Annotated in this window: 19 protein-coding genes; 9 read left to right on the top strand and 10 right to left on the bottom strand. The window is 62.9% G+C overall.

Going from position 1 to position 21,059, the window contains the following annotated elements; genetic code table 11:
* The first annotated feature begins 27 nt into the window (after positions 1-27).
* Positions 28-2,361 (top strand): caspase family protein, encoded by a 2,334-nt coding sequence (locus ACXAHG_RS00375; RefSeq protein WP_475055348.1) that lies wholly within the window; start codon positions 28-30, stop codon positions 2,359-2,361.
* 45 nt (positions 2,362-2,406) lie between these two features.
* Here the strand turns inward: ACXAHG_RS00375 and ntrX are convergent, their stop codons facing one another.
* The 5 genes from ntrX to dusB all read right to left on the bottom strand — a co-directional run bounded on the left by ntrX (position 2,407) and on the right by dusB (position 9,620).
* Positions 2,407-3,816, bottom strand: coding sequence for a nitrogen assimilation response regulator NtrX (gene ntrX / locus ACXAHG_RS00370; protein ID WP_475043410.1), 1,410 nt, complete (start codon positions 3,814-3,816; stop codon positions 2,407-2,409).
* Positions 3,813-6,092, bottom strand: coding sequence for a sensor histidine kinase NtrY-like (locus ACXAHG_RS00365; protein WP_475055346.1), 2,280 nt, complete (start codon positions 6,090-6,092; stop codon positions 3,813-3,815). Before ACXAHG_RS00365 ends, ntrX begins: the two co-directional genes overlap by 4 nt.
* Positions 6,093-6,192: 100 nt before the next feature.
* Positions 6,193-7,557, bottom strand: coding sequence for a response regulator (locus ACXAHG_RS00360; RefSeq protein WP_475055344.1), 1,365 nt, complete (start codon positions 7,555-7,557; stop codon positions 6,193-6,195).
* Between the two features lie 3 nt (positions 7,558-7,560).
* Positions 7,561-8,637 carry a two-component system sensor histidine kinase NtrB gene (locus ACXAHG_RS00355; protein WP_475055343.1) on the bottom strand — a complete coding sequence of 359 codons (1,077 nt, stop codon included), beginning with the start codon at positions 8,635-8,637 and terminating at the stop codon, positions 7,561-7,563.
* On the bottom strand, positions 8,634-9,620 hold the full coding sequence (gene dusB, locus ACXAHG_RS00350) for a tRNA dihydrouridine synthase DusB (protein ID WP_475043416.1): 987 nt from the start codon (positions 9,618-9,620) through the stop codon (positions 8,634-8,636). Before dusB ends, ACXAHG_RS00355 begins: the two co-directional genes overlap by 4 nt.
* Positions 9,621-9,802: 182 nt before the next feature.
* On the opposite strand from dusB, the gene ACXAHG_RS00345 reads away from it, so the two are divergent.
* The 4 genes from ACXAHG_RS00345 to ACXAHG_RS00330 all read left to right on the top strand — a co-directional run bounded on the left by ACXAHG_RS00345 (position 9,803) and on the right by ACXAHG_RS00330 (position 13,247).
* Positions 9,803-10,939, top strand: coding sequence for a bifunctional 2-C-methyl-D-erythritol 4-phosphate cytidylyltransferase/2-C-methyl-D-erythritol 2,4-cyclodiphosphate synthase (locus ACXAHG_RS00345; RefSeq protein WP_475055342.1), 1,137 nt, complete (start codon positions 9,803-9,805; stop codon positions 10,937-10,939).
* On the top strand, positions 10,936-11,433 hold the full coding sequence (locus ACXAHG_RS00340; protein ID WP_475055340.1) for a phosphatidylglycerophosphatase A family protein: 498 nt from the start codon (positions 10,936-10,938) through the stop codon (positions 11,431-11,433). The genes ACXAHG_RS00345 and ACXAHG_RS00340 overlap by 4 nt, the downstream gene beginning before the upstream one ends.
* On the top strand, positions 11,430-11,903 hold the full coding sequence (locus tag ACXAHG_RS00335; protein ID WP_475055338.1) for a CinA family protein: 474 nt from the start codon (positions 11,430-11,432) through the stop codon (positions 11,901-11,903). Before ACXAHG_RS00340 ends, ACXAHG_RS00335 begins: the two co-directional genes overlap by 4 nt.
* A 162-nt stretch (positions 11,904-12,065) precedes the next feature.
* Complete coding sequence (locus tag ACXAHG_RS00330) at positions 12,066-13,247, top strand: ammonium transporter (protein ID WP_475055336.1); 1,182 nt, start codon at positions 12,066-12,068, stop codon at positions 13,245-13,247.
* Between the two features lie 85 nt (positions 13,248-13,332).
* Here the strand turns inward: ACXAHG_RS00330 and ACXAHG_RS00325 are convergent, their stop codons facing one another.
* Together ACXAHG_RS00325 and ACXAHG_RS00320 are read right to left on the bottom strand one after the other, a co-directional pair.
* Positions 13,333-13,974 (bottom strand): class I SAM-dependent methyltransferase, encoded by a 642-nt coding sequence (locus ACXAHG_RS00325; RefSeq protein ID WP_475055334.1) that lies wholly within the window; start codon positions 13,972-13,974, stop codon positions 13,333-13,335.
* 93 nt (positions 13,975-14,067) lie between these two features.
* Positions 14,068-14,514 carry a type II toxin-antitoxin system RatA family toxin gene (locus ACXAHG_RS00320; protein WP_475043426.1) on the bottom strand — a complete coding sequence of 149 codons (447 nt, stop codon included), beginning with the start codon at positions 14,512-14,514 and terminating at the stop codon, positions 14,068-14,070.
* 74 nt (positions 14,515-14,588) lie between these two features.
* On the opposite strand from ACXAHG_RS00320, the gene hpt reads away from it, so the two are divergent.
* Together hpt and ACXAHG_RS00310 are read left to right on the top strand one after the other, a co-directional pair.
* Positions 14,589-15,134, top strand: coding sequence for a hypoxanthine phosphoribosyltransferase (gene hpt, locus ACXAHG_RS00315; protein ID WP_475043428.1), 546 nt, complete (start codon positions 14,589-14,591; stop codon positions 15,132-15,134).
* A gap of 244 nt (positions 15,135-15,378) precedes the next feature.
* A complete protein-coding gene (locus ACXAHG_RS00310) occupies positions 15,379-15,723 on the top strand; it encodes a hypothetical protein (RefSeq protein WP_475043429.1) in 345 nt (114 codons plus the stop codon).
* 3 nt (positions 15,724-15,726) lie between these two features.
* Here the strand turns inward: ACXAHG_RS00310 and ACXAHG_RS00305 are convergent, their stop codons facing one another.
* Positions 15,727-16,869, bottom strand: a complete 1,143-nt coding sequence (locus tag ACXAHG_RS00305; RefSeq protein WP_475055333.1) for an amidohydrolase — start codon at positions 16,867-16,869, stop codon at positions 15,727-15,729.
* The gene (gene lipA, locus ACXAHG_RS00300) at positions 16,866-17,819 is read right to left on the bottom strand and encodes a lipoyl synthase (RefSeq protein WP_475043431.1); all 954 of its coding nucleotides are present in this window, start codon (positions 17,817-17,819) and stop codon (positions 16,866-16,868) included. Before lipA ends, ACXAHG_RS00305 begins: the two co-directional genes overlap by 4 nt.
* 208 nt (positions 17,820-18,027) lie before the next feature.
* On the opposite strand from lipA, the gene ACXAHG_RS00295 reads away from it, so the two are divergent.
* Together ACXAHG_RS00295 and ACXAHG_RS00290 are read left to right on the top strand one after the other, a co-directional pair.
* Positions 18,028-18,942, top strand: coding sequence for a hypothetical protein (locus ACXAHG_RS00295; protein ID WP_475055331.1), 915 nt, complete (start codon positions 18,028-18,030; stop codon positions 18,940-18,942).
* 194 nt (positions 18,943-19,136) lie between these two features.
* On the top strand, positions 19,137-19,685 hold the full coding sequence (locus ACXAHG_RS00290) for a redoxin family protein (RefSeq protein ID WP_475055330.1): 549 nt from the start codon (positions 19,137-19,139) through the stop codon (positions 19,683-19,685).
* A gap of 73 nt (positions 19,686-19,758) precedes the next feature.
* Here ACXAHG_RS00290 and ACXAHG_RS00285 read toward each other — a convergent pair whose 3' ends face one another.
* Complete coding sequence (locus ACXAHG_RS00285) at positions 19,759-20,829, bottom strand: DUF6456 domain-containing protein (RefSeq protein ID WP_475055328.1); 1,071 nt, start codon at positions 20,827-20,829, stop codon at positions 19,759-19,761.
* Positions 20,830-21,059 lie beyond the last annotated feature (230 nt).

Raw genomic sequence — 21,059 nt, 5'->3', positions numbered from 1 at the left:
GGCTGGGGTTAAACCCGGGATACCGTCATGACTTCCTCCCCCCGAACACCCGCTTTCCTCGCAGCCACCATGCTGGCCTGCACAGGATCCTTGACGGCACCGCCTGCTTTCGCCGCATATGAAACCAGCGAAGGCACGGCAGCCCCGGAAACCGCCATCGTTATTGGCATTCAGGATTATGACCATGTCACCGACCTGACCAACACGCGCAAAGACGCTGAGGCGATGGCGGATATGCTCAGGTCCTTCGGCTATACGGTCTATGAAGGCTATGACCTGGACAAGCGCGGGTTCGAGGCGCTGCTGCGCCAGGCCGCGCTCAATATCCGCGATGGCAGCCAGGTGTTCTTCTACTATGCCGGCCATGGCATTCAGCTGGGGCGGCGCAACTATCTGCTGACCAGCGATGCAGAACTGTCTGGCATCCACGACCTGCCCTTCCAGTCGGTTACATTGGACCGGGTATCCGCGATCATTGGCGGCAAGGCCGGCAGCCAGATCCTGATGCTGGATTCCTGCCGCGACAATCCGGTGCCAAACGTTAAGCTGAACGCCGAGGTTGGCGCGCAGCTGTATGAGGCCCGCGAAGGATTTGACGTGTTCCGCCCGCCGCTGAACACGCTGGTGGCCTTCTCAACCTCGCCCGGAGCCACCGCGCTGGACGGGGAGCCGGGCAGCAACAGCCCCTATACCGCCTCTGTGGTGCGCCATTTCCCCGACCGCCCGGATGAGGACGCGATGACCGTGCTCGCGGAGATCCGCGGCGACGTCTATGCTGCCACCGGCAACACCCAGGTTCCCTGGGAAAGCTCGACCCTGATGCAGAAAATCTACCTGCAGCCCCCGGAACGCTCCCTGAACATTGCCCAGGCGGCGCCGGCCTCTGCCCAGGCCAGCCTGGATCAGTTGCCAGCAGAATTGTCCGTCAAGGTTCCGCTGGGCCGGTCACTGGAACTGGCGCCCGAGATCAGCCCCTACATCCGTTCCGGAACCACCGTAACGATTGTTGAAACGCCGTCCTCCGGCGTCACCTCTCTGCAAAGCGGCGACGGTAGCGCGCTCAGCCTCAGCTATGCTCCGAAACTGGCAGAACTGCCAGCCCGCAAGGATGGCGGTCAGGTGCGCCGCGACCGGATGGTGCTGCGGCTGGCCCAGGCGGACACGGTGCGCGATGTCACTGTGAACCTGGAGATGATCGCCCGCCAATGCGACCTTGAGGCCGGTGACCTGCTGGATCCGCAGGGGGTCGGCCTGTTCCGCTACCCCAATGAAATTGACCTTAATGCCGCAGAGACAGCCTGCCGCGAGGCGGTGCAGGCTGCCCCGGACCTGGGCCGCCTGCATTACCAGCTGGGCCGCGCCTTGCAGGGCCAGGGCCGCTTGATCGAGGCGTATGAAGCTTTTGAACAGGCGGCCGGACTGGGCCACGTCCGCGCCTATAACGCGGTTGCCTATCTGCATGTGACGCCGAATGTGGACCGCGAAACGGTGCCGATCCCTTATGATCCCGACAAGGCCTTTGCACTCTGGGACAGGGGAATAGACGCTGGCGACCCCTTTTCCATGCACGCACGCGGCAAGCGTCTATTGCGCAAGAGCAGCACGCCAGAGGAAAAACAGCGCGGCTTTGACCTGCTCAGCCGCGCGGTGGAGCTAGGCCATACGTATGCGTTGAATGAGCTGGGCGTGTTTTTCCTGTGGAGCGGCGATGAACTGGCGCAGCCGGAACGCGGGCTGTCCTATCTGGAAGCCTCCGCAGGACGCGGCGACATCTATGGCACCGCAAATCTGGGTTATGTTTACCGCGACGGCGGCGCTGGGAAGGCAGTGGACAAGGAAAAGGCCCGTACCCTGTTTGCCGAGGCAGCAACGCTGGGCCATCCGCACGCCCCGGGTGAGATTGGCCGGATGATCATGAACGGCGATCTTCCGGGCAGCGATGCGGCAGAGGCATTGGAATGGTACGACATGGGGCTGTCCCGCGGCGATGCCTGGAGCGGCGCCAACGGTGCCTGGGTGGCATTGAACCGGCTGGCAGACCGGATCCCTGTCCATGCAGCAGCCGCCCGCGCGGGCAAGGCGATGGCACTGAACGATCCGGAGGCACGCGCGGCTGCGCGGGATCTGCTGTCCGGCATGCCGCAAAAAGACGTTGCAGCAGGCACCCAGTACATTCTGCGCCAGCTCGGTTCTGCAATTGCAATTGACGGGCAATTTGGCCCCGCTTCGCGCAAGCAGCTTGCCAATTGGGCGCGGCAGGCCGGGCTGCCGGCAACGGTCCCGCAGGACGCCGTCAGCCAGTTGCGGCTGGCAGCCCAGGTGCATTTCGCCTTGAACCCGATCCGTCAGGACCTGTTCTGACCTCTCCCCGCCCGGGGTCCTCCCGGGCGTGCGGGCAGGCTTTGATCAGGCCTGTTCTTCCTCGGCTTCCACATGCGCCACCCGGGCGCCTGCCTTGTTGGAGGTCACCACCCCCAGCGATTTCAGCTTTCGGTGCAGCGCCGAGCGCTCCATGCCGACGAAAGACGCAGTGCGGCTGATATTGCCGCCAAAGCGGTTGATCTGGGTCAGCAGGTATTCCCGCTCGAATGCCTCCCGCGCCTCGCGCAAGGGCAGCGTCGCCAGGGCGCCGGACAGAACCACCCGGCCCTCTTCCTGCGGCTTTTCCTCCTCCCGCGGCAGGTCCTTGGCCTCAATCGGGCCGCTGCCGTCGCCCAGGATCAGCACCCGTTCCACCAGGTTCTTGAGCTGGCGCACGTTGCCCGGCCACAACATGGTCTGCATCAGCGCCACCGCCTCCTCGGTCAGCTCGCGCAAAGGCAGGCCCTGGGCCTCGTTGAATTGTTCGATGAAATGTCCCGCCAGCAGCGGAATATCCTCGCGCCGGTCCGCCAGCGACGGCACCGCCACCGGCACGACATTCAGGCGGTGATACAACTCCTGGCGGAAAGTGCCTGCCTCGATCTCCGAATCCAGATCCTTGTTGGTCGAGGACACCACCCGCAGATCGACGCGGATCTTGTCCGAACCGCCAACCCGCTGGAACTGCTGATCCACCAGCACCCGAAGGATCTTGGACTGGGTGCCCAGCGGCATATCCGCCACCTCATCAAAGAACACCACCCCGCCATGGGCCTGTTCCAGCAGACCCGGCTCCACGCCGCGCTCAGCCGACTCGCGGCCAAACAGGACCTCTTCCATCCGGTCCGGTTCGATGCTGGCACAGTTCACCGTGATAAAAGGCGCCGACGCCCGGTTGGAATTGGCGTGGATGTAACGCGCAGCGATCTCCTTGCCGCTGCCCGCCGGGCCGGTCAGCATCACCCGGCCGTTTGATTTGGTCACCTTGTCCAGCTGGCCAACCAGGGTACGGAAGGCCGCTGAGGTGCCGATCATCTCGGCCGGGCCGGTGTCCTTGCGTTTGAGGTCGGTATTCTCGCGGCGCAGGCGCGAAGTTTCCATCGCACGCCGTATCACCACCATCAGCTGGTCGATGTTAAAGGGCTTTTCGATGAAGTCATAAGCCCCCTGCTTGATCGCGGCGACCGCGATTTCAACATTCCCATGGCCCGAGATGATCACCACCGGAATATCCGGCGTGTCGCGCTTCACTGCCTTCAGAATGTCGATCCCGTCCATCTGGCTGTCCTTCAGCCAGATATCGAGGATCATCAGCGCGGGTTCGCCCGCCTCCAGCTGCGCCATGCATTCATCGGAACTGCCCGCCTTGCGGGTGGCATAACCCTCGTCCTCCAGGATGTCCGAGATCAGCTCGCGGATGTCGCGCTCGTCATCTACAATCAGAATATCACTCATGTCAGACCTGCTTTCACTGTGCTCTTGTTTGGCGCCGCCATGCGGTTCGCAGCCGGCAGGCGGATGACCGCCATGGCGCCGAAATGCGTGTGCCCTTCAAACACCGGGGCATCTTCCAGCGTCAGCGTGCCCCCGTGCTCTTCGATGATTTTTTTGACGATCGGCAGCCCCAGCCCGGTGCCCGCATCCCGCGTGGTCACATAAGGCTCAAACAGCCGCGCCCGGTCCTCGGGCAAACCGATGCCATTGTCGGCAATCCGGACTTCGTAGAAATTCCCCGCCTTTTCCGCTGACACCCGGATTTCCGGCACCAGCCCCTGCGGGTTTTCTTTATTCTGCAGGCTTTCAATAGCTTCACCTGCGTTCTTGATCAGATTGGTCAAGGCCTGACCAATCATCGTGGCATCCAGATCCGAGGGCATCGCCGCCTCTGGCAGCGTGGCCTTGATCCGGACGCCGGGCTGGCCCTGCTGCTGCAGGATCACCGCGTCCCGCACCAGCTTGGCCAGATCCTCCTCGCGCCGCTCTGGTTCCGGCATACGGGCGAACTTTGAAAACTCATCCACGATCCTGCGCAGATCATTGGTCTGGCGCACAATTACATCCGTCATGGACTGCAGCTGATCGCTGTTCTCCTCGCCCAGCTTGGGCGCGAATTTTCGTTTGATCCGCTCAGCACTCAGCTGGATCGGGGTCAGCGGGTTCTTGATCTCATGGGCGATGCGGCGGGCCACATCCCCCCAGGCCGCCATCCGCTGGGCGCTGACCAGGTCGGTCACATCGTCAAAGGCCACCACATAGCCTTCCAGCCCGCCCTCCTCCGAGCGGCGCGGCGACATCCGCACCAGCAGGTTTTCCAGCCGGCCCTGGCGGGTCACCTTGATCTCTTCCTGCACCACCTCGCCGCCGGTCTCGATCAGCTCGTCAAACAGCGGCCCGAATTCCGGCACTGCAACCGCCAGCGCCAGCGACTGCTGATCCTCCTGCCAGTCCAGCAAGCGTTCCGCCGAGCGGTTCACAAAGGTCACCCGCCCGTCCGCGTCCAGGCCAACGACCCCGGAGGTAACCGAGGACAGAACCGAGTCAAACAGCCTGCGGCGGCGTTCGATTTGCCGGGTATTGTCGATCAGCCGCCCGTGCTGCGCCTTCAGCTCCCGCGTCATCTGGTTGAAATACTGGCCCAACTGGGCAATTTCGTCGCCGTCGCGTTCAACCGGCACCTGCACATCCAGATTGCCAGCGCCAACCCGCTGCGCCGCCACCGTCAGCCGCCCGACCGGGCGCGACAGGCGTTCGGCAAACCACATCCCCAGCCACATCGCCGCCAGGATCAGGATCACCGCAAAACCGATATAAAGCAGCGCAAATTCGAACAAAACCCTGCCGCGCTCGCTCTCCAGCTGCTGATACAGGTGTGCGGTTTCCTGGGTGTCGTCCAGCAGGTTCAGCAGCTCGCCATCCACATCCCGGCTGATGTACAGGAAACGGTCAACAAAGGCATCCAGCCGCACCAGCGCGCGGAACTCGCTGTTGTCCCAATCCTCGATCAGCAAAAAACCATCGTCGCGTGCAGTTCCGATCTGCCCGTCGCTCGGCTTTTCAAAGTCGAACTCATAGGAGCGCTCGCCCCGGGCCCTAATCAGCCCGGCGCTGTCAACGATATAGGCCTCGCGCAGGCCGCGCTGGATTTGCAGCTGCCCCTGAGACAGCACCAGCCGAAGCTCGGCATCGTTGATGAAGAAACTGCGCGCGCGGCTGTTGTCCAGATACCGCGCCAGCGCGCGGGCATCCTCTGTCAGATCGCCCTTCTGCTGCGACTGATAGGCCTCTGCCGCTGCCAATGAGCTGCCAATCACCTGCCGGACACGCTGAGAAAACCACCCCTCCAGCCCCACATTCACCGTCAGCACGGCAAATACCGCGACGATCACCGTCGGGATCAGCGCCAGAAAGCCAAAGGCCCCGATCAGCCGCAAATGCAGGCGGGATCCCGCCGATTTGGAGCGCCGCGCCGCAAACAGCCGCACGATCTGGGTCATCACCAGCGCTGCGATTGTCAGGATATAGACCAAATCGGCCAGCAGAATCAGCCGCAGCGATCTGGATGACGCCCCCTGCCCGAACGGACCGATAATCAGGAAGGTTGCCAGGGCCAGAACAGGACCCAGCAACACCAGGCCAATGGTGCCGATATTGCGCGCGCGGCGGGTTCTCCGCCACCGGTCCAAGGCCGCAAATGGCCCGTATGCCGCCCTCAGATGTGACTTATGCGCCACTTACTGCCCTCATCCTGATGTGCGACTCTTTGCGAGTCACCGCCATATCTCGTGGCCCTGCCTAGGAAATTCACGGCAATGCCACATTTCTGTGGCGATATTACATCAGTTTGCGGCGGCGTGTCACCTCAATATCCAGATCTGTGATCTTCTTCCGCAGCGTATTCCGGTTGATCCCCAGAAGTTCAGCGCATTTCGCCTGGTTGCCGCCAGTGGCAGCCAGGGCGATTTCGATCAGCGGCGTCTCCACCTCGCGCAGCAGCCGCATATAGAGGCCCGGCGGCGGCAGCATGTCGCCATGCAGGTCGAAGTAACGCTGCAGATGGCGCCCTACTGCTTCGGATAGTTTCTCATTAGCGAGACCTGCGGCCGCAGGCTGCGGTCCGGCTTGCGGCCCCAGAACAGCCTCGGCATCCGCCTGGGTGATTTCCTCGCTGCGCGAGGTCAACGCTAGCCGGCGGACGGTGTTTTCCAGCTGCCGGACATTGCCCGGCCAGGCAAAACGGCGCAACACTTCCCGCGCAGCTTCGCACAGCTCCCGGTGCGGCGCGCCTTCGTTCTCGGCCTTGATCAGGAAATGCTCCGCCAGCAGCGGTATGTCCTCCACCCGCTCCCGCAGCGCTGGAACATGCAGTTCCGATCCGCAGATCCGGTAATAGAGATCCTGGCGCAGCGCACCGCTTTCCATCGCCTTGGCCAGGTCCTTCTGGCTGGAGGCAATGAACCGCGGCGCATGATCCCCCGGCACATCCATCATCCGCACCAGCCGCGCCTGCGCTTCCTCCGGCAGGTCGGCAAGTTCGTCGACGACCAGGGTGCCCCCCTTCACTTGCGCCAACAGACGGGACGGGCCCTCCAGCGCAATCAGATCCGCCGCATCCGCATGCACAAACGGCAATGTCCGCCGGTCGGAAAAGTCATGTATTGCCTGCACGATCAGCGACTTACCAGTGCCGCTTTCACCTGTAACCAGCAGCGGCAGATCGGTGTTCATAACCCGCGCGATCAACCGGTACAGCGACTGCATCACCTCGCTGCGGCCAATCAAGGGAAGTTCCTCTGGACGCTCCTTTGCGTCGGAACGCGGCGCCGGCGCCACCCGTTTGGCCGCAAGCGCCTTGGCCGTGCGCTTCATCAGCTCCGGCAGGTCAAAGGGTTTGGGCAGATAGTCATAGGCCTCCGCCTCCTCTGCCTTGATCGCCGTCATAATTGTGTTCTGCGCCGAGATCACGATCACCGGCAGCCCGGGCCGGTCGGCCTGGATCTTGGGCAGCATTTCCAGCCCGTTCCCGTCCGGCATCATCACGTCCGAGATCACCACATCGCCCTTACCCTCGCCCACCCAGCGCATCAGCGTCGTGAGTGAAGAGGTCGCATGCACTTTGCAGCCCGCGCGGGTCAGCGCCTGGGTCAGAACAGTGCGGATGGTGCGGTCGTCGTCAGCGACCAGAACGGTGCCGTCCATGGATCAGCTCTCCTGCTTTGCGTCACGCGGCACGCGCGACAGCGACAGCCGGAACACTGTGCGCCCGGGAACCGAGCTAACAGAAATCCAGCCATTATGCTCCGAGACGATCTTGCTCACCAAAGCAAGGCCCAGCCCGGTGCCGTTCTCCCGGCCCGAGACAAACGGGTCGAAAATGTCATCCTTAATCTTGTCAGGAAGCCCCGGCCCGTCGTCGGTAATCTCGATCTGCAGGGGCAGCAACTTGCCGGTTCCGTCACTGCGGCGCAGCCGGAAGGAGTGCTCGTAGAAGGTTCGGACATGAATGCTTCCGCCCTTCGGATCAGCAGCTTCCGAGGCGTTCCTCAACAGGTTCAGCACCACCTGAAGCAGCTGATCCGCATCGCCCCAGGCCATCGGCAAAGAGGGGTCGTATTGTTCGGTGATGGTCATGTGGGCACCAAAGCCCAAGAGCGCAGACCGGCGCGCCCGGTCCAGAACATCATGCAGGTTCACCGGCTGGAATGCGGGCTCCGTCAGGTTGCCGAACTGCTCCACCTGCTCCAGCAGCTTCACGATGCGGCGGCCTTCGCTGACAATCAGGTCAGTCAGCTCCAGGTCTTCCGGTCCCAGCCCCATGCTGAGGAGCTGCGCCGCACCGGTGATGCCCGCCAGCGGGTTCTTGATCTCATGCGCCAGCATCTCCGCCATGCCAATGGCTGAGGCGGCGGCGGATTTGGCGGAATGGGTCTGCGTCATCCGCCCGGCCAGCTCCCGCGGGGTGACCATAAGCAGCATCACCCCCTCCTGCCCTTGCAGCGGTGCGATCTGCACCCCGCATTGCAGCGGCGCCCGGTTGCCGGAGCCAACGTCGATATCATTCACGAAAAGCGGCGTACTCTGCTCCCGGGCACGCACAAAAGCCTCCTCGATCGGTGCATCAATGGCCAGCGTGTCCCAGACCGGCTGCCCCACCAGCGCCTTGCGGGAGGCATTGAGAAACCCTTCACCGGCCGCGTTCACATCGGCAATCCTGTCCTGCGCGTCGATCAGAAACACCGGCACCGGAAGAGAGGCCCAGAGGGCGGCGCTGTCCATCATGCGGCAGCCTCCGGTCTTTCAACGCTTAGCGCCTCCGGCAACAGGGCCAGCACTTCCGCCGGATTCTTCTCTGTCAGCACTGCACGGCGCATGGCGGGGCCTGTCCCGGCCTCATCCATGTACCAGCCCAGATGCTTGCGCGCGACCCGCACCCCCAAGTCTTCCCCGTAGAAGTCGAGCATTGCCCGGTAATGGTCTGAAACCATTTGAATAAGCGCATCTCCCGCAGGCACATCCGGCGCCGGTGTGCCCCACAGGTGATGCGCCACTTCTGCCAGCAGCCAAGGCTTTCCTTCGGCCCCGCGCCCGATCATCACACCATCGGCGCCAGACTGCTCCAGCGCCCGCCGCGCAGAGGCAGTATCAACGATGTCGCCATTGGCCAGCAGCGGTACAGTCACCGCGTCCTTCACACCCCGGATTGCGGCCCAATCGGCGGAGCCCTTATAGAACTGGCAGCGGGTGCGGCCGTGGATCGTCACCATCTGCACCCCGGCCTCGCAGGCCCGGCGCGCCACATCCGGCGCATTCAGGCAGTTGTCGTCCCAGCCCAGCCGGGTCTTGAGCGTCACCGGCACATCGACCGCGCCCACCACTGCTTCGATCAACTTCAGCGCGTGGTCCGGCGTCTTCAGCAGGGCAGAGCCGGAATAGCCGTTGGTCACCTTCTTGGCAGGGCAGCCCATATTGATGTCAATGATCCGCGCGCCTTGGCCTGCAACCTGTTTCGCAGCCTCGGCAATCCAGTATTCGTCGCGGCCCGCCAGCTGCACCGCGGTATTTTCCACATCCGCGCTCAGCTCGGCCCGCTCGCGCACGCCGGGCTTGGCCTGCACCATTTCCTGGCTTGCCACCATTTCGCTCACCATCAGCCCGACGCCAAAGGAGCGGACCAGGTCCCGGAACGGCCGGTCGGTGATTCCCGCCATCGGCGCCAGCGCGATGGGCGGGGACATGGAGGTGGTTCCAAGCGTGAAGGACAACTGCCTAATCCTTGTGCAACTGAGAGGTTTTTACCCGAAGCTTCTGCTATGCAGCAATGAATTGCGCCTCTGCAAGCGGCTGCCGCACTTCATTTGCCTATTTTTTAATCACATTCCGCGGGGTGATTGCCACTTCCTGCGCCACCTCCTAAACAATGCGGGAACTTCCGCACGAGGACCGCATGACCACAGCCGCCCTGATCGTCGCCGCCGGACGCGGCACCCGCGCAGGCGGCGGAACGCCCAAGCAATGGCGCTCGCTCAAAGGGCGCCGGGTGATCGACTGGACCCTCGAAGCCTTTGCAAATGCAGGTGTGGACCTCACGGTTCTGGTGCTGTCACCGGATGACGCCCCCGCCTGGGAAGAATTCTCCGGCAGCCCCAGTCTGGTCCTCGCTGAAGGCGGCGCTGAACGGGCCGCCTCCGTCCTGAACGGGTTGAAGGCGCTGGAGCCGCACGGCGTGGACAAGGTGCTGATCCACGACGCCGCCCGCCCCTGTGTCAGCCCTGCCCTGATCCACAGCATTCTCAATGCCTTGGACGAAACACCTGCCGCAGCCCCGGCGCTTGCGGTGACTGATGCGCTGTGGACCGGTGCGGATGGCAGCGTCACCGGTACCCAGGACCGCAACGGGCTATTTGCCGCGCAGACACCCCAGGGTTTCCGGTTTCAGGACATTCTGGCGGCTCATCTTGCCCACCCGGGCGGGGCCGCTGACGATGTCGAGGTGGCGCGCGCTGCAGGCCTTGACGTCCGCATCATTCCGGGCGAGCCGGACAACATCAAAATCACCCGCCCCGAGGATTTCACCCGGGCGGAGCGCATTCTGGGAGCAGACATGGATATCAGGCTTGGCAACGGCTACGACGTGCACCGCTTCGGCCCCGGCGACAGCGTGATCCTGTGCGGAGTGGAAATCCCGCACGAGAAAACCCTGCAGGGCCATTCCGACGCTGATGTCGGCATGCATGCTGTCACCGATGCCATCTATGGCGCACTGGCACAGGGCGACATCGGTCAGCACTTCCCGCCCTCCGACCCGCAATGGAAAGGTGCCGCCAGCGAGATTTTCCTGCGCCACGCCGCCAATCTCGCGCGGGAGATGGGGTTCACCCTGTCGAACGTCGACTGCACGCTTGTCTGCGAATACCCCAAGGTTGGGCCGCATGCCGCCAAAATGCGCGCGGTGATGGCTGAAATCCTGGGCATCGGCGCAGACCGGGTGTCAATCAAGGCCACCACTTCAGAGCGCCTCGGCTTCACCGGCCGCGGCGAGGGTATCGCAGCGATTGCCACCGTGGCGCTGATAAAAGCATGACACTGGCCCAAGCAATCGGCACCGTCTGCGGCGTCGGCTATCTGCGCCCCGCGCCTGGCACCTGGGGCTCGCTGGCGGCGCTGCCGCTGGCCTATGCGCTGCACCAGCTGGGCGGCTTCCCGCTGCTGGCGCTGGCAACGCTGGCCAGCATCGCCGCAGGCCTCTGGGCGACCAAGGTGATGACCGCAGGCAGCAACAACCACGACCCCTCGGAAATCATCATTGACGAGGTCGCAGGCCAATGGATCGCGCTTTGGGCCATTTCCTACCCGGCCTGGAGCAAGGGCATCGAGATCACTGCGCTCTGGCCCGGCTGGGTCGCCGCTTTTGCCCTGTTCCGCCTGTTCGACATCTGGAAACCTGGCCCGGTCGGCTGGGCGGATCGCAAAAAGGGTCCGTTCGGCGTTATGATGGATGATGTCATCGCCGGCATCCTGGCCGCCTTCGGTGTGGTCCTGCTGGCCGGTTTCTCGCACGGGGTTCTGGGGTTATGAGCATCGACGTCTCCAAACTGATCGCTGAGGCCAAGGCGGCAGGCCTCACAATCGCCACCGCCGAGAGCTGCACCGGCGGTATGATCGCGGCAGCGCTGACCGGTATCCCCGGCTCCTCGGCCGTGGTCGACCGCGGCTTTGTCACCTATTCCAACGCCGCCAAGATGCAGATGCTGGGCGTGCGGGCTGAGACGCTGGAGGCCAAAGGCGCCGTCAGCGAAGAGGTTGCAGCGGAAATGGCCGAAGGTGCGGTAAAATACGCAGGCGTCTCGCTTGCGGTCTCGGTCACCGGCATCGCAGGCCCCGGCGGGTCGGACTTCAAACCCGAAGGTCGCGTCTGCTTTGGTCTCGCCCGCGCAAGCCACACAGCGATCACCGAAACCGTCGAGTTCGGTGCCCTGGGCCGCGCCAAGGTGCGTGAAGCCGCCCGCGACCATGCGCTTTCGCTGCTGATGCAGGCCCTTTCCTAAACCGGCCGCATTCCGGGCAAGACCCGCCAAAGCCCGCCCAAAAATTCAGCACTCCTGAAAAAGCCCCCATTTTGTGCGCCTTCCGCACGGCTGCCTCTTTTTTCTGCGCCGCCTTTCCGCTTTCCCATAGCCACCGTTTTCTCAAGGGGAAGGAACAAACGGATGAACGGAGCGGATACCGCATGGATCATTGTGGCCACGGCCCTGGTCCTCTTCATGACACTGCCAGGGCTCGCCCTGTTCTACGGCGGGCTGGTGCGTGCCCGCAATGTGCTCAGCGTCTTCATGCATTGCTATGCCATTGCCTGTTTGATGAGCGTTCTATGGCTGGCTTTCGGCTACACGATTGCCTTTGGCGGCGGCACTTCCGGCATCTGGGGCGGGCTGGACAAGATGTTCCTGAACGGCGTCACCGCCGACAGCCTGTCCGGCACCCTGCCCGAGGTTCTGTTCTTTGCCTTTCAGATGACATTCGCCATCATTACACCTGCGCTGATCGTCGGCGCCTATGTGGAGCGCGTGGGCTTTGGCTTCGTCCTCGTGTTCTCCGGCCTCTGGATGCTCCTGTGCTACGCTCCGGTGGTGCACTGGATCTGGGGCGGCGGCTTTCTGGCGGATGGCAGTATCTTCGGCGACGTGGGCGTCAAGGACTTTGCCGGCGGCATCGTCGTGCATGAAACCGCAGGCCTGGCCGCGCTGATCATCGCCTTCTTCCTGGGACCGCGCAAAAACCGGACCATTCCGCCGCATAACCCCGGCTATGTGATGATCGGCGCGGCGATGCTGTGGGTCGGCTGGTTCGGCTTCAACGGCGGTTCGCAGCTGGCCGCGGACGGCGGTGCGGCGATGGCGCTGACCGTGACCCATATCTCTGCTGCCACCGCGTCGCTCACCTGGGCGCTGTGGGAGAAAATCAAATACGGCAAGGCGTCCCTTGTGGGCCTGGTCACCGGCACCATCGCTGGACTTGCCTCGATCACCCCGGCCTCTGGCTTTGTCGGGCCTATGGAGGCACTGATCATCGGTGCCGTGGCAGGCGTGCTGTGCCAGGAGATGGTCAACCTGGTGCGCAACAAGATGCAGATTGACGACACCCTGGATGTGTTCGCAGTACACGGCGTCGGCGGCATCTTCGGCACCATCATGATCGCTGTCTTCGGCGCCGGCGCTTGGGCCGCGCAGCTGGGTGCGCTGGTGATCGTCGGCATCTTCACCGTGGTTGTGACCATTGCACTGGTTAAGATCTCCGCCTTGATCACATCCCTGCGCGTGGATCTTGAAAGCGAGACCAACGGCCTCGATCTCTCTGTTCATGGTGAGCGCGCATACGACATGAACAGCTGACCCCGGCTTTGACGAATGCCACCACTCAAGGCAGAAGGTGCATATTTCGCACCGGACGGGTCCCCTCGGGGACCCGTTTTACGTTTCAGGTCAACGGGGTTAGCAACCAGGCCTGTTCCAGCGCGTTGCAGCGCTCGCCGATCCGGCCGTCTGCGGGGCGCTCCCCGGCCAGATTGATCGCATGTGTGCCCCGGTAGAGCGTCTGCACAAGACTCCCAGGCACGGAAAACGGCGGTCCCTGCATCAGCGACTGGTCATAATCGAAACCGATCAGCAACTGCCGCGCGGTGCCTGTGATCCGGTTCAGATGCGCCGCATAAGCCATTCTGTCCTCAGGTTTTACCGCCACCAGCGCGGCCCGGTCATAAACTGCATCCGCGGCGCCGGCCTGCACGGAGGTGAGCGCAAAGAAGTCACCGGCAAACAACGTCAGCGCACCCGCCTGATACCGCAGGAGGTCCCCCTCCCGGACGACCTCCGGCTCAAGCCCCTGGCGGGCAAAGACCTCTTCAACAGCACCCTGGTTGAACTCCGCCCCCGTGACCCGCAGCCCCTGCGCCAGCAGCCAATCCAAGTCCAGCGCCTTGCCGCAAAGCGGGACAAAGACGGATTGGCCGGCTTTCAGGTCCAGCCGGGAAAAATGCTTGGTCAGCATAGAGTTGGGCGCCGCCTCGTGAAAGCCGATGCGGTTTTCGCGCCAGCGCGCCTGCCAGAATTCCTGCTCCATCTCGGGTCGTTCCTTCCATTGGAAATCTCAGTTCCCGGCGGTGATACGACTTGAAGCCCGCTTTAGGTCAAGCGGTTTCCGGCCTGCGGCCCCTTAGCCATACAGTTCCGCCGCGCGCCGTTCAAAGGCGCGCACGATCCGCTGCATTGCTTCGTTGAAGACAACGCCGATGATCCCCTGCAGCACCGCGTTCTTGAACTCGAAATCGACAAAAAAGTCGACGTCGCAGGTGCCGTCCTCGCGCGGGGTAAAAATCCAATGGGATTTCATGTAGCGGAACGGGCCGTCCAGATACTCGGTGTCAATTTTTCTCTCGCCAGGATAAAGGGTTACCCGGCTGCCGAACCGCTCGCGGAAGACCTTGAAGGAGATCACCAGATCCGCTTCCATCACCTCGGCCCCGCCCATCGGAGCACGGCTGCGGATACGGGCCGCGGCGCACCAAGGCAGGAATTTCGGGTACTGCGCGACGTCGGCAACCAGATCGTACATCTGCTGAGCCGAGTAAGGCATCTGGCGGGTTTCCGAGTGTGTGGGCATCTGTCCGCTGATTTTCTGCTACAATTACCGGGCGTGATGTCCTATGTACGCGCGGGAAATTCAAGGGGGCAGCCATGACACAGCGTCCATATGTCATTGATGTGATGATCTCGGCCAAGGCGATTGCCGCGCGGATCGAGGAGCTTTGCGCGGAAATCCATCGCGAATTCGGCGATACCGACAAGCTGGTTGTGGTCGGCCTGCTGCGCGGCAGTTTTGTGTTCATCGCTGATCTGGTGCGCGAGCTGGACCTGCCGATCGAGGTCGATTTCCTGGAAGCCTCCTCTTATGGCGATTCCATGGAAAGCAGCCGGGAAGTGCGTATTCTCAAGGACTTGCGTGGCGCCATTGAAGGGCGGGACGTGCTGGTGGTGGAAGATATCGTCGACACCGGCCACACGCTGAACCATGTGGTGAACCTGCTGAAAAGCCGTGAGCCCGCGCGGCTGAAGTCCATTGCCCTGCTGGACAAGCCGTCGCGGCGCGAGGTGGATTTCCGGGCCGACTGGATCGGCTTTGAGATCCCGGATGAGTTTGTTGTCGGCTATGGCATCGACTATGCGCAGCGCAACCGGAACCTTCCCCATATCGGCAAGGTGCGGTTCACCGGCGAGGGCTGAAGCGGCCACAGACCGGGGGTGACATGCGTGCACCCCCTGTGCACCCCCCGTACACCCCCTGCGCAGCGGATGTTCCGCGCTGTGCAAAAATACCACAAAAATCAAAAACCTGGGCACTTGCGGAAACCGGCGCAGCTTTGCTTGCCAGATGCCTGCCGCCGGCGTTTTTCAGCGTAGCGGATTTGCCTTTTCTGCCCGGCTCGATCAACTGATGGGCAGACGCAGTGACGACAGGACATCCGCGATGAACAAGATAGTGGCGGCAGCCGCAGCGGCAGCCATGAGCCTTGCCCTTGCCCCCGAAGCCTCGCACGCCGGACCGCCGAAATGGGCACCGGGCCACAAGAACAGCGCGGCCCATTATGCGCCGGGCCAGGTGAAGAAGCGCCACCGCGCTAAACACGGCCATGACCATGGCCATATCCAGGGCGGCGATTGGATTTATGTGGATGACTATCACCGCTGGGGGCTGGAGCCGCCGCGTGAGGGGCACCGCTATGTGCGCCAGGGCGACAAGATCTTTGAGGTGGTCAAGGACACGCTGGCGATCATCGGCGCGGTGGCCGTGGTCAATGCGCTGACCCAGTAAGGGTCAGCCGAGCAAGTTTTTGAGAACGTGCAAAAAGATCCCGGCCCCGGCCGGGATTGCTGCATCCGGAAAATCGAAATCCGGGTTATGCAGCTGCGGCTGATCCGTGCCGGAGCCCAGCCAGAACATCGCCGCCTTGGCCTGTTTGCCGAACTGGCCGAAATCCTCTGACCAGCGCTGAGGCCTGTCCTGCATCTGTGCCGGATGCCCCGCCGCGGCACAGGCCGCCTGCAAAAGCTCCACCGCCTCCGGATGATTGGTGCAGGCGTCAAAGACGTCGTCGAATTCAATCGAGACAGCCAGCCCCTCCGCCGCGCAGACCTGTTCGGCCAAACCCGTGGCATCTGCAATCAGCTGCTCCATGCGCGCGTCGGTGACGGTGCGCAGGGTGGCCCAGACCTCGCCGTAGCCGGGGGCGATGCCAAAGGTGGCCTCGCCCAGATGCGCATGGGTCAGGGTGACCAGGGCAAAATCCGGGCCTAAGTCACCGCCGCCGCCCAAGGCAATCAGGCCTGGCAGAAGCTGGGAAATGGCACCGGCAGGCGACACCCCGTCCTGCGGCGCGGCAGCGTGGGAGGTCTTGCCGGTGAGCCGGATCCGCATCCCCCGCGAGGCGCAGTTGGCCGGGCCGGAGCACAAGGCAACCTGCCCCACCGGCAGCCCCGGCAGGTTGTGGAGCGAAAAAGCATAGTCCGGAGCGATCTGCGCAAACGCGGGGTCGGCAATCACGGCAGGCGCGCCCTTGCCGGTTTCCTCGGCCGGCTGGAACAGCAGAACTGCGCGGCCTTTGGCCGGGCGGCTGGCAGACAGATCCTTTGCCAGCGCCGCCACCATCGTCATGTGGCCGTCATGGCCGCAAAGATGGCCGCGGCCTGCATGGGTGGAGCGGTAGGGCTGGCTGGAAAGTTCCTCAATCGGCAAGCCGTCGAGTTCGCAGCGGATAAGAACGGTAGGGCCGTCTTCCCTGCCCTCATAGACCGCCGCAACGCCATGGCCGCCGAGACCGGTCAGCAGTTGGTCAGGCTCATAGTGCCGCAGATGATCGACCACCATGGCGGCGGTCTTTTCCTCAGCGCCGGACACCTCGGGGATCTGGTGCAGGGCGTGGCGCAGCGCGGTAAGCTGCGCCAGACGGTCCGGCGTCATGCCAGGCCCAGCTTCTTGTTGCGCGCATCGCGCAGGCGGGCAAAGTCATCGCCCGCGTGGTAGGAGGAACGGGTCAACGGTGTGGCCGAGACCATCAGGAAGCCCTTGCCATAGGCGGCTTTCTCGTAAGATTTGAATTCCTCGGGCGTCACGAAGCGGTCCACGGCGTGGTGCTTGGGCGTCGGCTGCAGGTACTGGCCGATGGTCAGGAAGTCGACATCCGCCGCACGCATGTCGTCCATCACCTGCTTGACCGCCTGCGCATCCTCGCCCAGGCCGACCATGATGCCGGATTTGGTGAACATAGAGGGATCCAGTTCCTTCACGCGCTGCAAGAGCCGCAGGGAGTGGAAATAGCGCGCACCGGCACGGACTTCAGGGTAAAGGCCCGGCACGGTTTCCAGATTGTGGTTGAACACGTCGGGACGCGCCTCGACCACGGTTTCCAGAACCGAAGGATCGCATTTCAGGAAGTCCGGGGTGAGGATTTCGATGGTGGTATCCGGTGAGCGGTGGCGCACCGCGCGGATGGTCTGGGCAAAATGCTCTGCCCCGCCGTCCTCGATATCGTCGCGGTCAACGGAGGTGATCACAACGTGTTTCAGGCCCAGTTTCTGCACCGCATCGGCCACCCGGCCGGGTTCGAACACGTCCAGCGCTTCTGGCGGCTTGCCGGTAGCGATGTTGCAGAAGGAACAGGCGCGGGTGCAGACCTCCCCCATGATCATCATGGTGGCGTGGCCCTGGCTCCAGCATTCGCCGACGTTGGGGCAGCCGGCCTCCTCGCAAACCGTGGTCAGCTTATGCTCGCGCATGATCTTGTGGGTGTCCGCATAGCCCTGCCCGCCCGGCGCCTTGACCCGGATCCAGCTTGGCTTTTTCGGCTGAGCATTGTCGGGACGGTGCGCCTTTTCGGGGTGGCGCTGCTCCGGGATTTTCAGGTCTCGCACGTGGTTTTTCCCTTCCGGCTTCTGACTTGGCCAAGGTGTAACATAGGTTCCGGCCATTGACACCCGGCTATCGGCAACCCAGCCTTGCGTCCTTGACATGGCTCATACCGTGGATTTTTGCCGTTTTCCTTTGCCAAAATGCCGCTGCGGAACACATAGTCTAGCTGTGCAAGGCAAAAGCGCCGTTAACGAGTTCAGGGAGGGACCCATGGCCAAGGAGCTGGAGAAGTTCAAAGCGGAACATAAGAAACTGGCGGCAGGCACCAAGAAATACACCACCGCCGAAGGCGAAAAGCTGAAGAAACGTGTCGGCATTTCGCTGGGCAACGCCTGGGAGGGCGAGGATTACTTCCGCGAAAGCCTGGCCAAGGCGCGCAAGGACGGGGTCGAGTCCAAGAAGATGGCCGACCTGCAGAAGAACAAGCATTTCAAGGACGGGCTGACCACCTGGAACAAGGCGGTGGACATTCATCAGCAGGAGCTGGATGCGATGCTCGGCTTCTGCAAGGAGGCGCAGGCGCATCTGGCGAAGATCCAGAAACTGGCCGGCGATATCGACAAGGACCTGAAGAAACGCTCCAAATCCTCTGCTTCCAAGAAGGATATCGAGGCTTTGCGCGATACCCTGGCCAAGGAAGCCGCCGAAGTGAAGAAGGCCGTCCAGTATGAGGGCAAGCTGAACGCGGCGCAGAAATTCTATGCCGCGAACTTCCAGAAGACGGCCGACAAGATCCTCAAGGAAAGCGACGGCAGCCACGACAAGAAGCTGGATGCGACTGAGCTGCCGCAGCTGCTGGTGGACCGGAACCTGAAGAAATACACCAACCGGGTGGGCGCGCTGGTGAAAGCGATCAATGGCCATTGCGTGGCGGCAATCGAGAAGGCCGGCGAGGATCTGAAGGCCGCCGCGCCGGACCTGAAGGCGGCAGCGGCGAAGTTCAAGGATCTGAAGAAGATCAACGACCAGTACCAGAGCGTGAAGAAGAAGTTTCCGGGCGCCATCAATGACTCCAAGGACAAGAAGAAGCTGCTGGCCACCCTCAAGAAGTTCAACGATCTGACCACCGCCGCCGAGCGCAAGGTCCGCGGCACCACGGTGACGATCAAGAAGGCTGCGGCCTAGATTTCAGCCCTCATGGCATAGGGTTACGGCAGCAATGGCCTGCCGCGTTCCGCCGGTCCGGCGGCGCATTTGCGCCGCCCGCTGCGGCGTTTGTGCAGAACCTTCAAAACAAGCTCACGCAAATGTTGATACCAGCTTAGAATCATTTTAAGCCTGCGCGCCGAATGACATTCCACCTTCAGGAGCATCCCGAAATGAAAGCTGGCGTTAAGCTGCCCGACGTGACCTTCCACACCCGCGTTCGCGACGAGTCGATCGAGGGCCCGAACCCGTTCCGCTGGGAAGACAAGACCACCGCTGACTACTTTGCAGGCAAGCGCGTTGTGCTGTTCTCGCTGCCGGGCGCCTTTACCCCGACCTGCTCCACCTACCAGCTGCCGGGCTTTGAAAAAGGCTTTGGCGACTTCCAGGCCGAAGGCATCGACGCGATCTACTGCATGTCGGTGAACGACAGCTTTGTAATGAACGCCTGGGCGCGCGCGCAGGAGCTGGAAAACGTGGATGTGATCCCGGACGGCTCCGGCGAGTTCACCCGCAAGATGGGCATGCTGGTCGCCAAGGACAACCTGGGCTTCGGCAACCGCTCCTGGCGCTATGCGGCCATCGTCAACAACGGCGTGGTCGAAGCATGGTTCGAAGAGCCGGGCCTGTCCGACAACCACGGCGAAGACCCCTATGGCGTCTCGGCACCGGAAAACGTGCTGAAGCACCTGAAAGAAGCCAAGGCAGAAGTCGCCGCCTAAGGCTGGCTGCAGCTTCCGGACATTCTGCGGGCCCGCCAAGTGCGGGCCCGTTTTTGTTGCGCGGCCTGCGTGATCAGCCGATCAGCTCTGTCTCCTGCGGGCCGCTGACGCCGTAATAGTCCGCCAGATGCTGCAGCGCGATGCGCAGGACCACCTTGCCGGAACGGGCCGGCCAGCCAAGGTTGCGCTCCGCGGTTTCCATCCCTTCCAGATGACAGCAGCAGCGCAGGGCGATGTCGCCCAGCCCGGTGCCAAGCGCCTGCAGTGCCTCTGTCATCCGTTTATGCGCGGCGGCCGCGGCTTCGTGGCTGTTGCTGCGCAGCTCCTGGCGGTCCGGGGAGAAATAGAGTTTCTCCTGCATTACATGGCTGCTGATCTGGGCCAGTTCAAAATCTTCCCTCAGGCGTTTGCCGGCCCGGACCATCCCCGGTGTCAGAAACGGTTTCCCGTCCTTGTCCGAGAGGCGGGCCAGCATTTCCAGCGGCGTTTCTGATCCGCTGTAGCGCGCCCTGCGGCCATAGGCTGCCTTGTCCGGGTCCTCGGCAGGCATAAACGGCGCCTGGGCTTCGGCGAATCCGCCTTCCAGCCGGGCGCGGGCCCGGTTCTCCTGATCGGCAATGATCCGCTTTAGCGCATTGCGCCCCGCTGTGGTGATGGCATAGCGGCTGATCCGGCCCCGGCGGGCGCAGGAAATCCACCCCATCAGGGCCAGCGCCCCGGCCAGCGGCCGCGAGACCGCGACCTTCTGGCCGTCTGCCTCTGCGCCTTCCCTGACCACAACGGCCATTTCCATGCCCTCTGCCGCCGCCAGGACCGCCCCGCCGCGGCTCAGCAGGGTCAGGACACTGGCTGCCTCCTGCTCAAAGCCGGAAACCAGCCCGCGGCCGCCCCGCCCGGCCGGCGGCTTGCCCGGCGCCGCAGAGTCTGTCTGGTAGCGTCCGGCAAGATAGGTCAGCACCTCGTCTATCAGCGGATCGTCCCGCAGGGTTTCCACCCGCCGCACCTGCCGCAATATGGTAGAGGGATGGCACCCCGCCTTGCGCGCCAGCTGGCGGATCGGCCTGCCGGCCTCTGTGTGCAATAGATAGCGGCATGTCTCAAGCGGCACCCAGCCAGGCAGGGACGCGTGCGGTATGTTTTGCATTTTTCAACCCCGGTCGTCAGCCAGGCCGCCGGTCAGCCGCAATCAGATACGCCTGAGGCTTGTGCAAGAACGCCTGACTGTAAGTGAACGAAAGAACGGTTCAGGCGGTATTGTTTCCAGAAAATAAATAATCATCACAAAACGTACCGTTCGCCGGTAGCGCCCTCCCCGCAACACCACGATAAGTTGTGTTATAGCAGAGCCGGCACAGAGTTAGGAAAGGAGAGCAT

The organism is Leisingera sp. ABD4_442 (assembly GCF_056160905.1).
Note: the sequence above shows the minus strand (reverse complement) of the source record. Positions and strands in the feature narration are given on the sequence as shown.

Excerpts from the sequence above, each read along its gene's own strand:
- ACXAHG_RS00375 (WP_475055348.1), top strand. The coding sequence starts at position 28 with ATGACTTCCTCCCCCCGAACACCCGCTTTCCTCGCAGCCACCATGCTG.
- ntrX (WP_475043410.1), bottom strand. The coding sequence starts at position 3,816 with ATGAGTGATATTCTGATTGTAGATGACGAGCGCGACATCCGCGAGCTG.
- ACXAHG_RS00360 (WP_475055344.1), bottom strand. The coding sequence starts at position 7,557 with ATGGACGGCACCGTTCTGGTCGCTGACGACGACCGCACCATCCGCACT.
- ACXAHG_RS00355 (WP_475055343.1), bottom strand. The coding sequence starts at position 8,637 with ATGATGGACAGCGCCGCCCTCTGGGCCTCTCTTCCGGTGCCGGTGTTT.
- ACXAHG_RS00345 (WP_475055342.1), top strand. The coding sequence starts at position 9,803 with ATGACCACAGCCGCCCTGATCGTCGCCGCCGGACGCGGCACCCGCGCA.
- ACXAHG_RS00340 (WP_475055340.1), top strand. The coding sequence starts at position 10,936 with ATGACACTGGCCCAAGCAATCGGCACCGTCTGCGGCGTCGGCTATCTG.
- ACXAHG_RS00335 (WP_475055338.1), top strand. The coding sequence starts at position 11,430 with ATGAGCATCGACGTCTCCAAACTGATCGCTGAGGCCAAGGCGGCAGGC.
- ACXAHG_RS00330 (WP_475055336.1), top strand. The coding sequence starts at position 12,066 with ATGAACGGAGCGGATACCGCATGGATCATTGTGGCCACGGCCCTGGTC.
- ACXAHG_RS00325 (WP_475055334.1), bottom strand. The coding sequence starts at position 13,974 with ATGGAGCAGGAATTCTGGCAGGCGCGCTGGCGCGAAAACCGCATCGGC.
- ACXAHG_RS00320 (WP_475043426.1), bottom strand. The coding sequence starts at position 14,514 with ATGCCCACACACTCGGAAACCCGCCAGATGCCTTACTCGGCTCAGCAG.
- hpt (WP_475043428.1), top strand. The coding sequence starts at position 14,589 with ATGACACAGCGTCCATATGTCATTGATGTGATGATCTCGGCCAAGGCG.
- ACXAHG_RS00310 (WP_475043429.1), top strand. The coding sequence starts at position 15,379 with ATGAACAAGATAGTGGCGGCAGCCGCAGCGGCAGCCATGAGCCTTGCC.
- ACXAHG_RS00305 (WP_475055333.1), bottom strand. The coding sequence starts at position 16,869 with ATGACGCCGGACCGTCTGGCGCAGCTTACCGCGCTGCGCCACGCCCTG.
- ACXAHG_RS00295 (WP_475055331.1), top strand. The coding sequence starts at position 18,028 with ATGGCCAAGGAGCTGGAGAAGTTCAAAGCGGAACATAAGAAACTGGCG.
- ACXAHG_RS00290 (WP_475055330.1), top strand. The coding sequence starts at position 19,137 with ATGAAAGCTGGCGTTAAGCTGCCCGACGTGACCTTCCACACCCGCGTT.
- ACXAHG_RS00285 (WP_475055328.1), bottom strand. The coding sequence starts at position 20,829 with ATGCAAAACATACCGCACGCGTCCCTGCCTGGCTGGGTGCCGCTTGAG.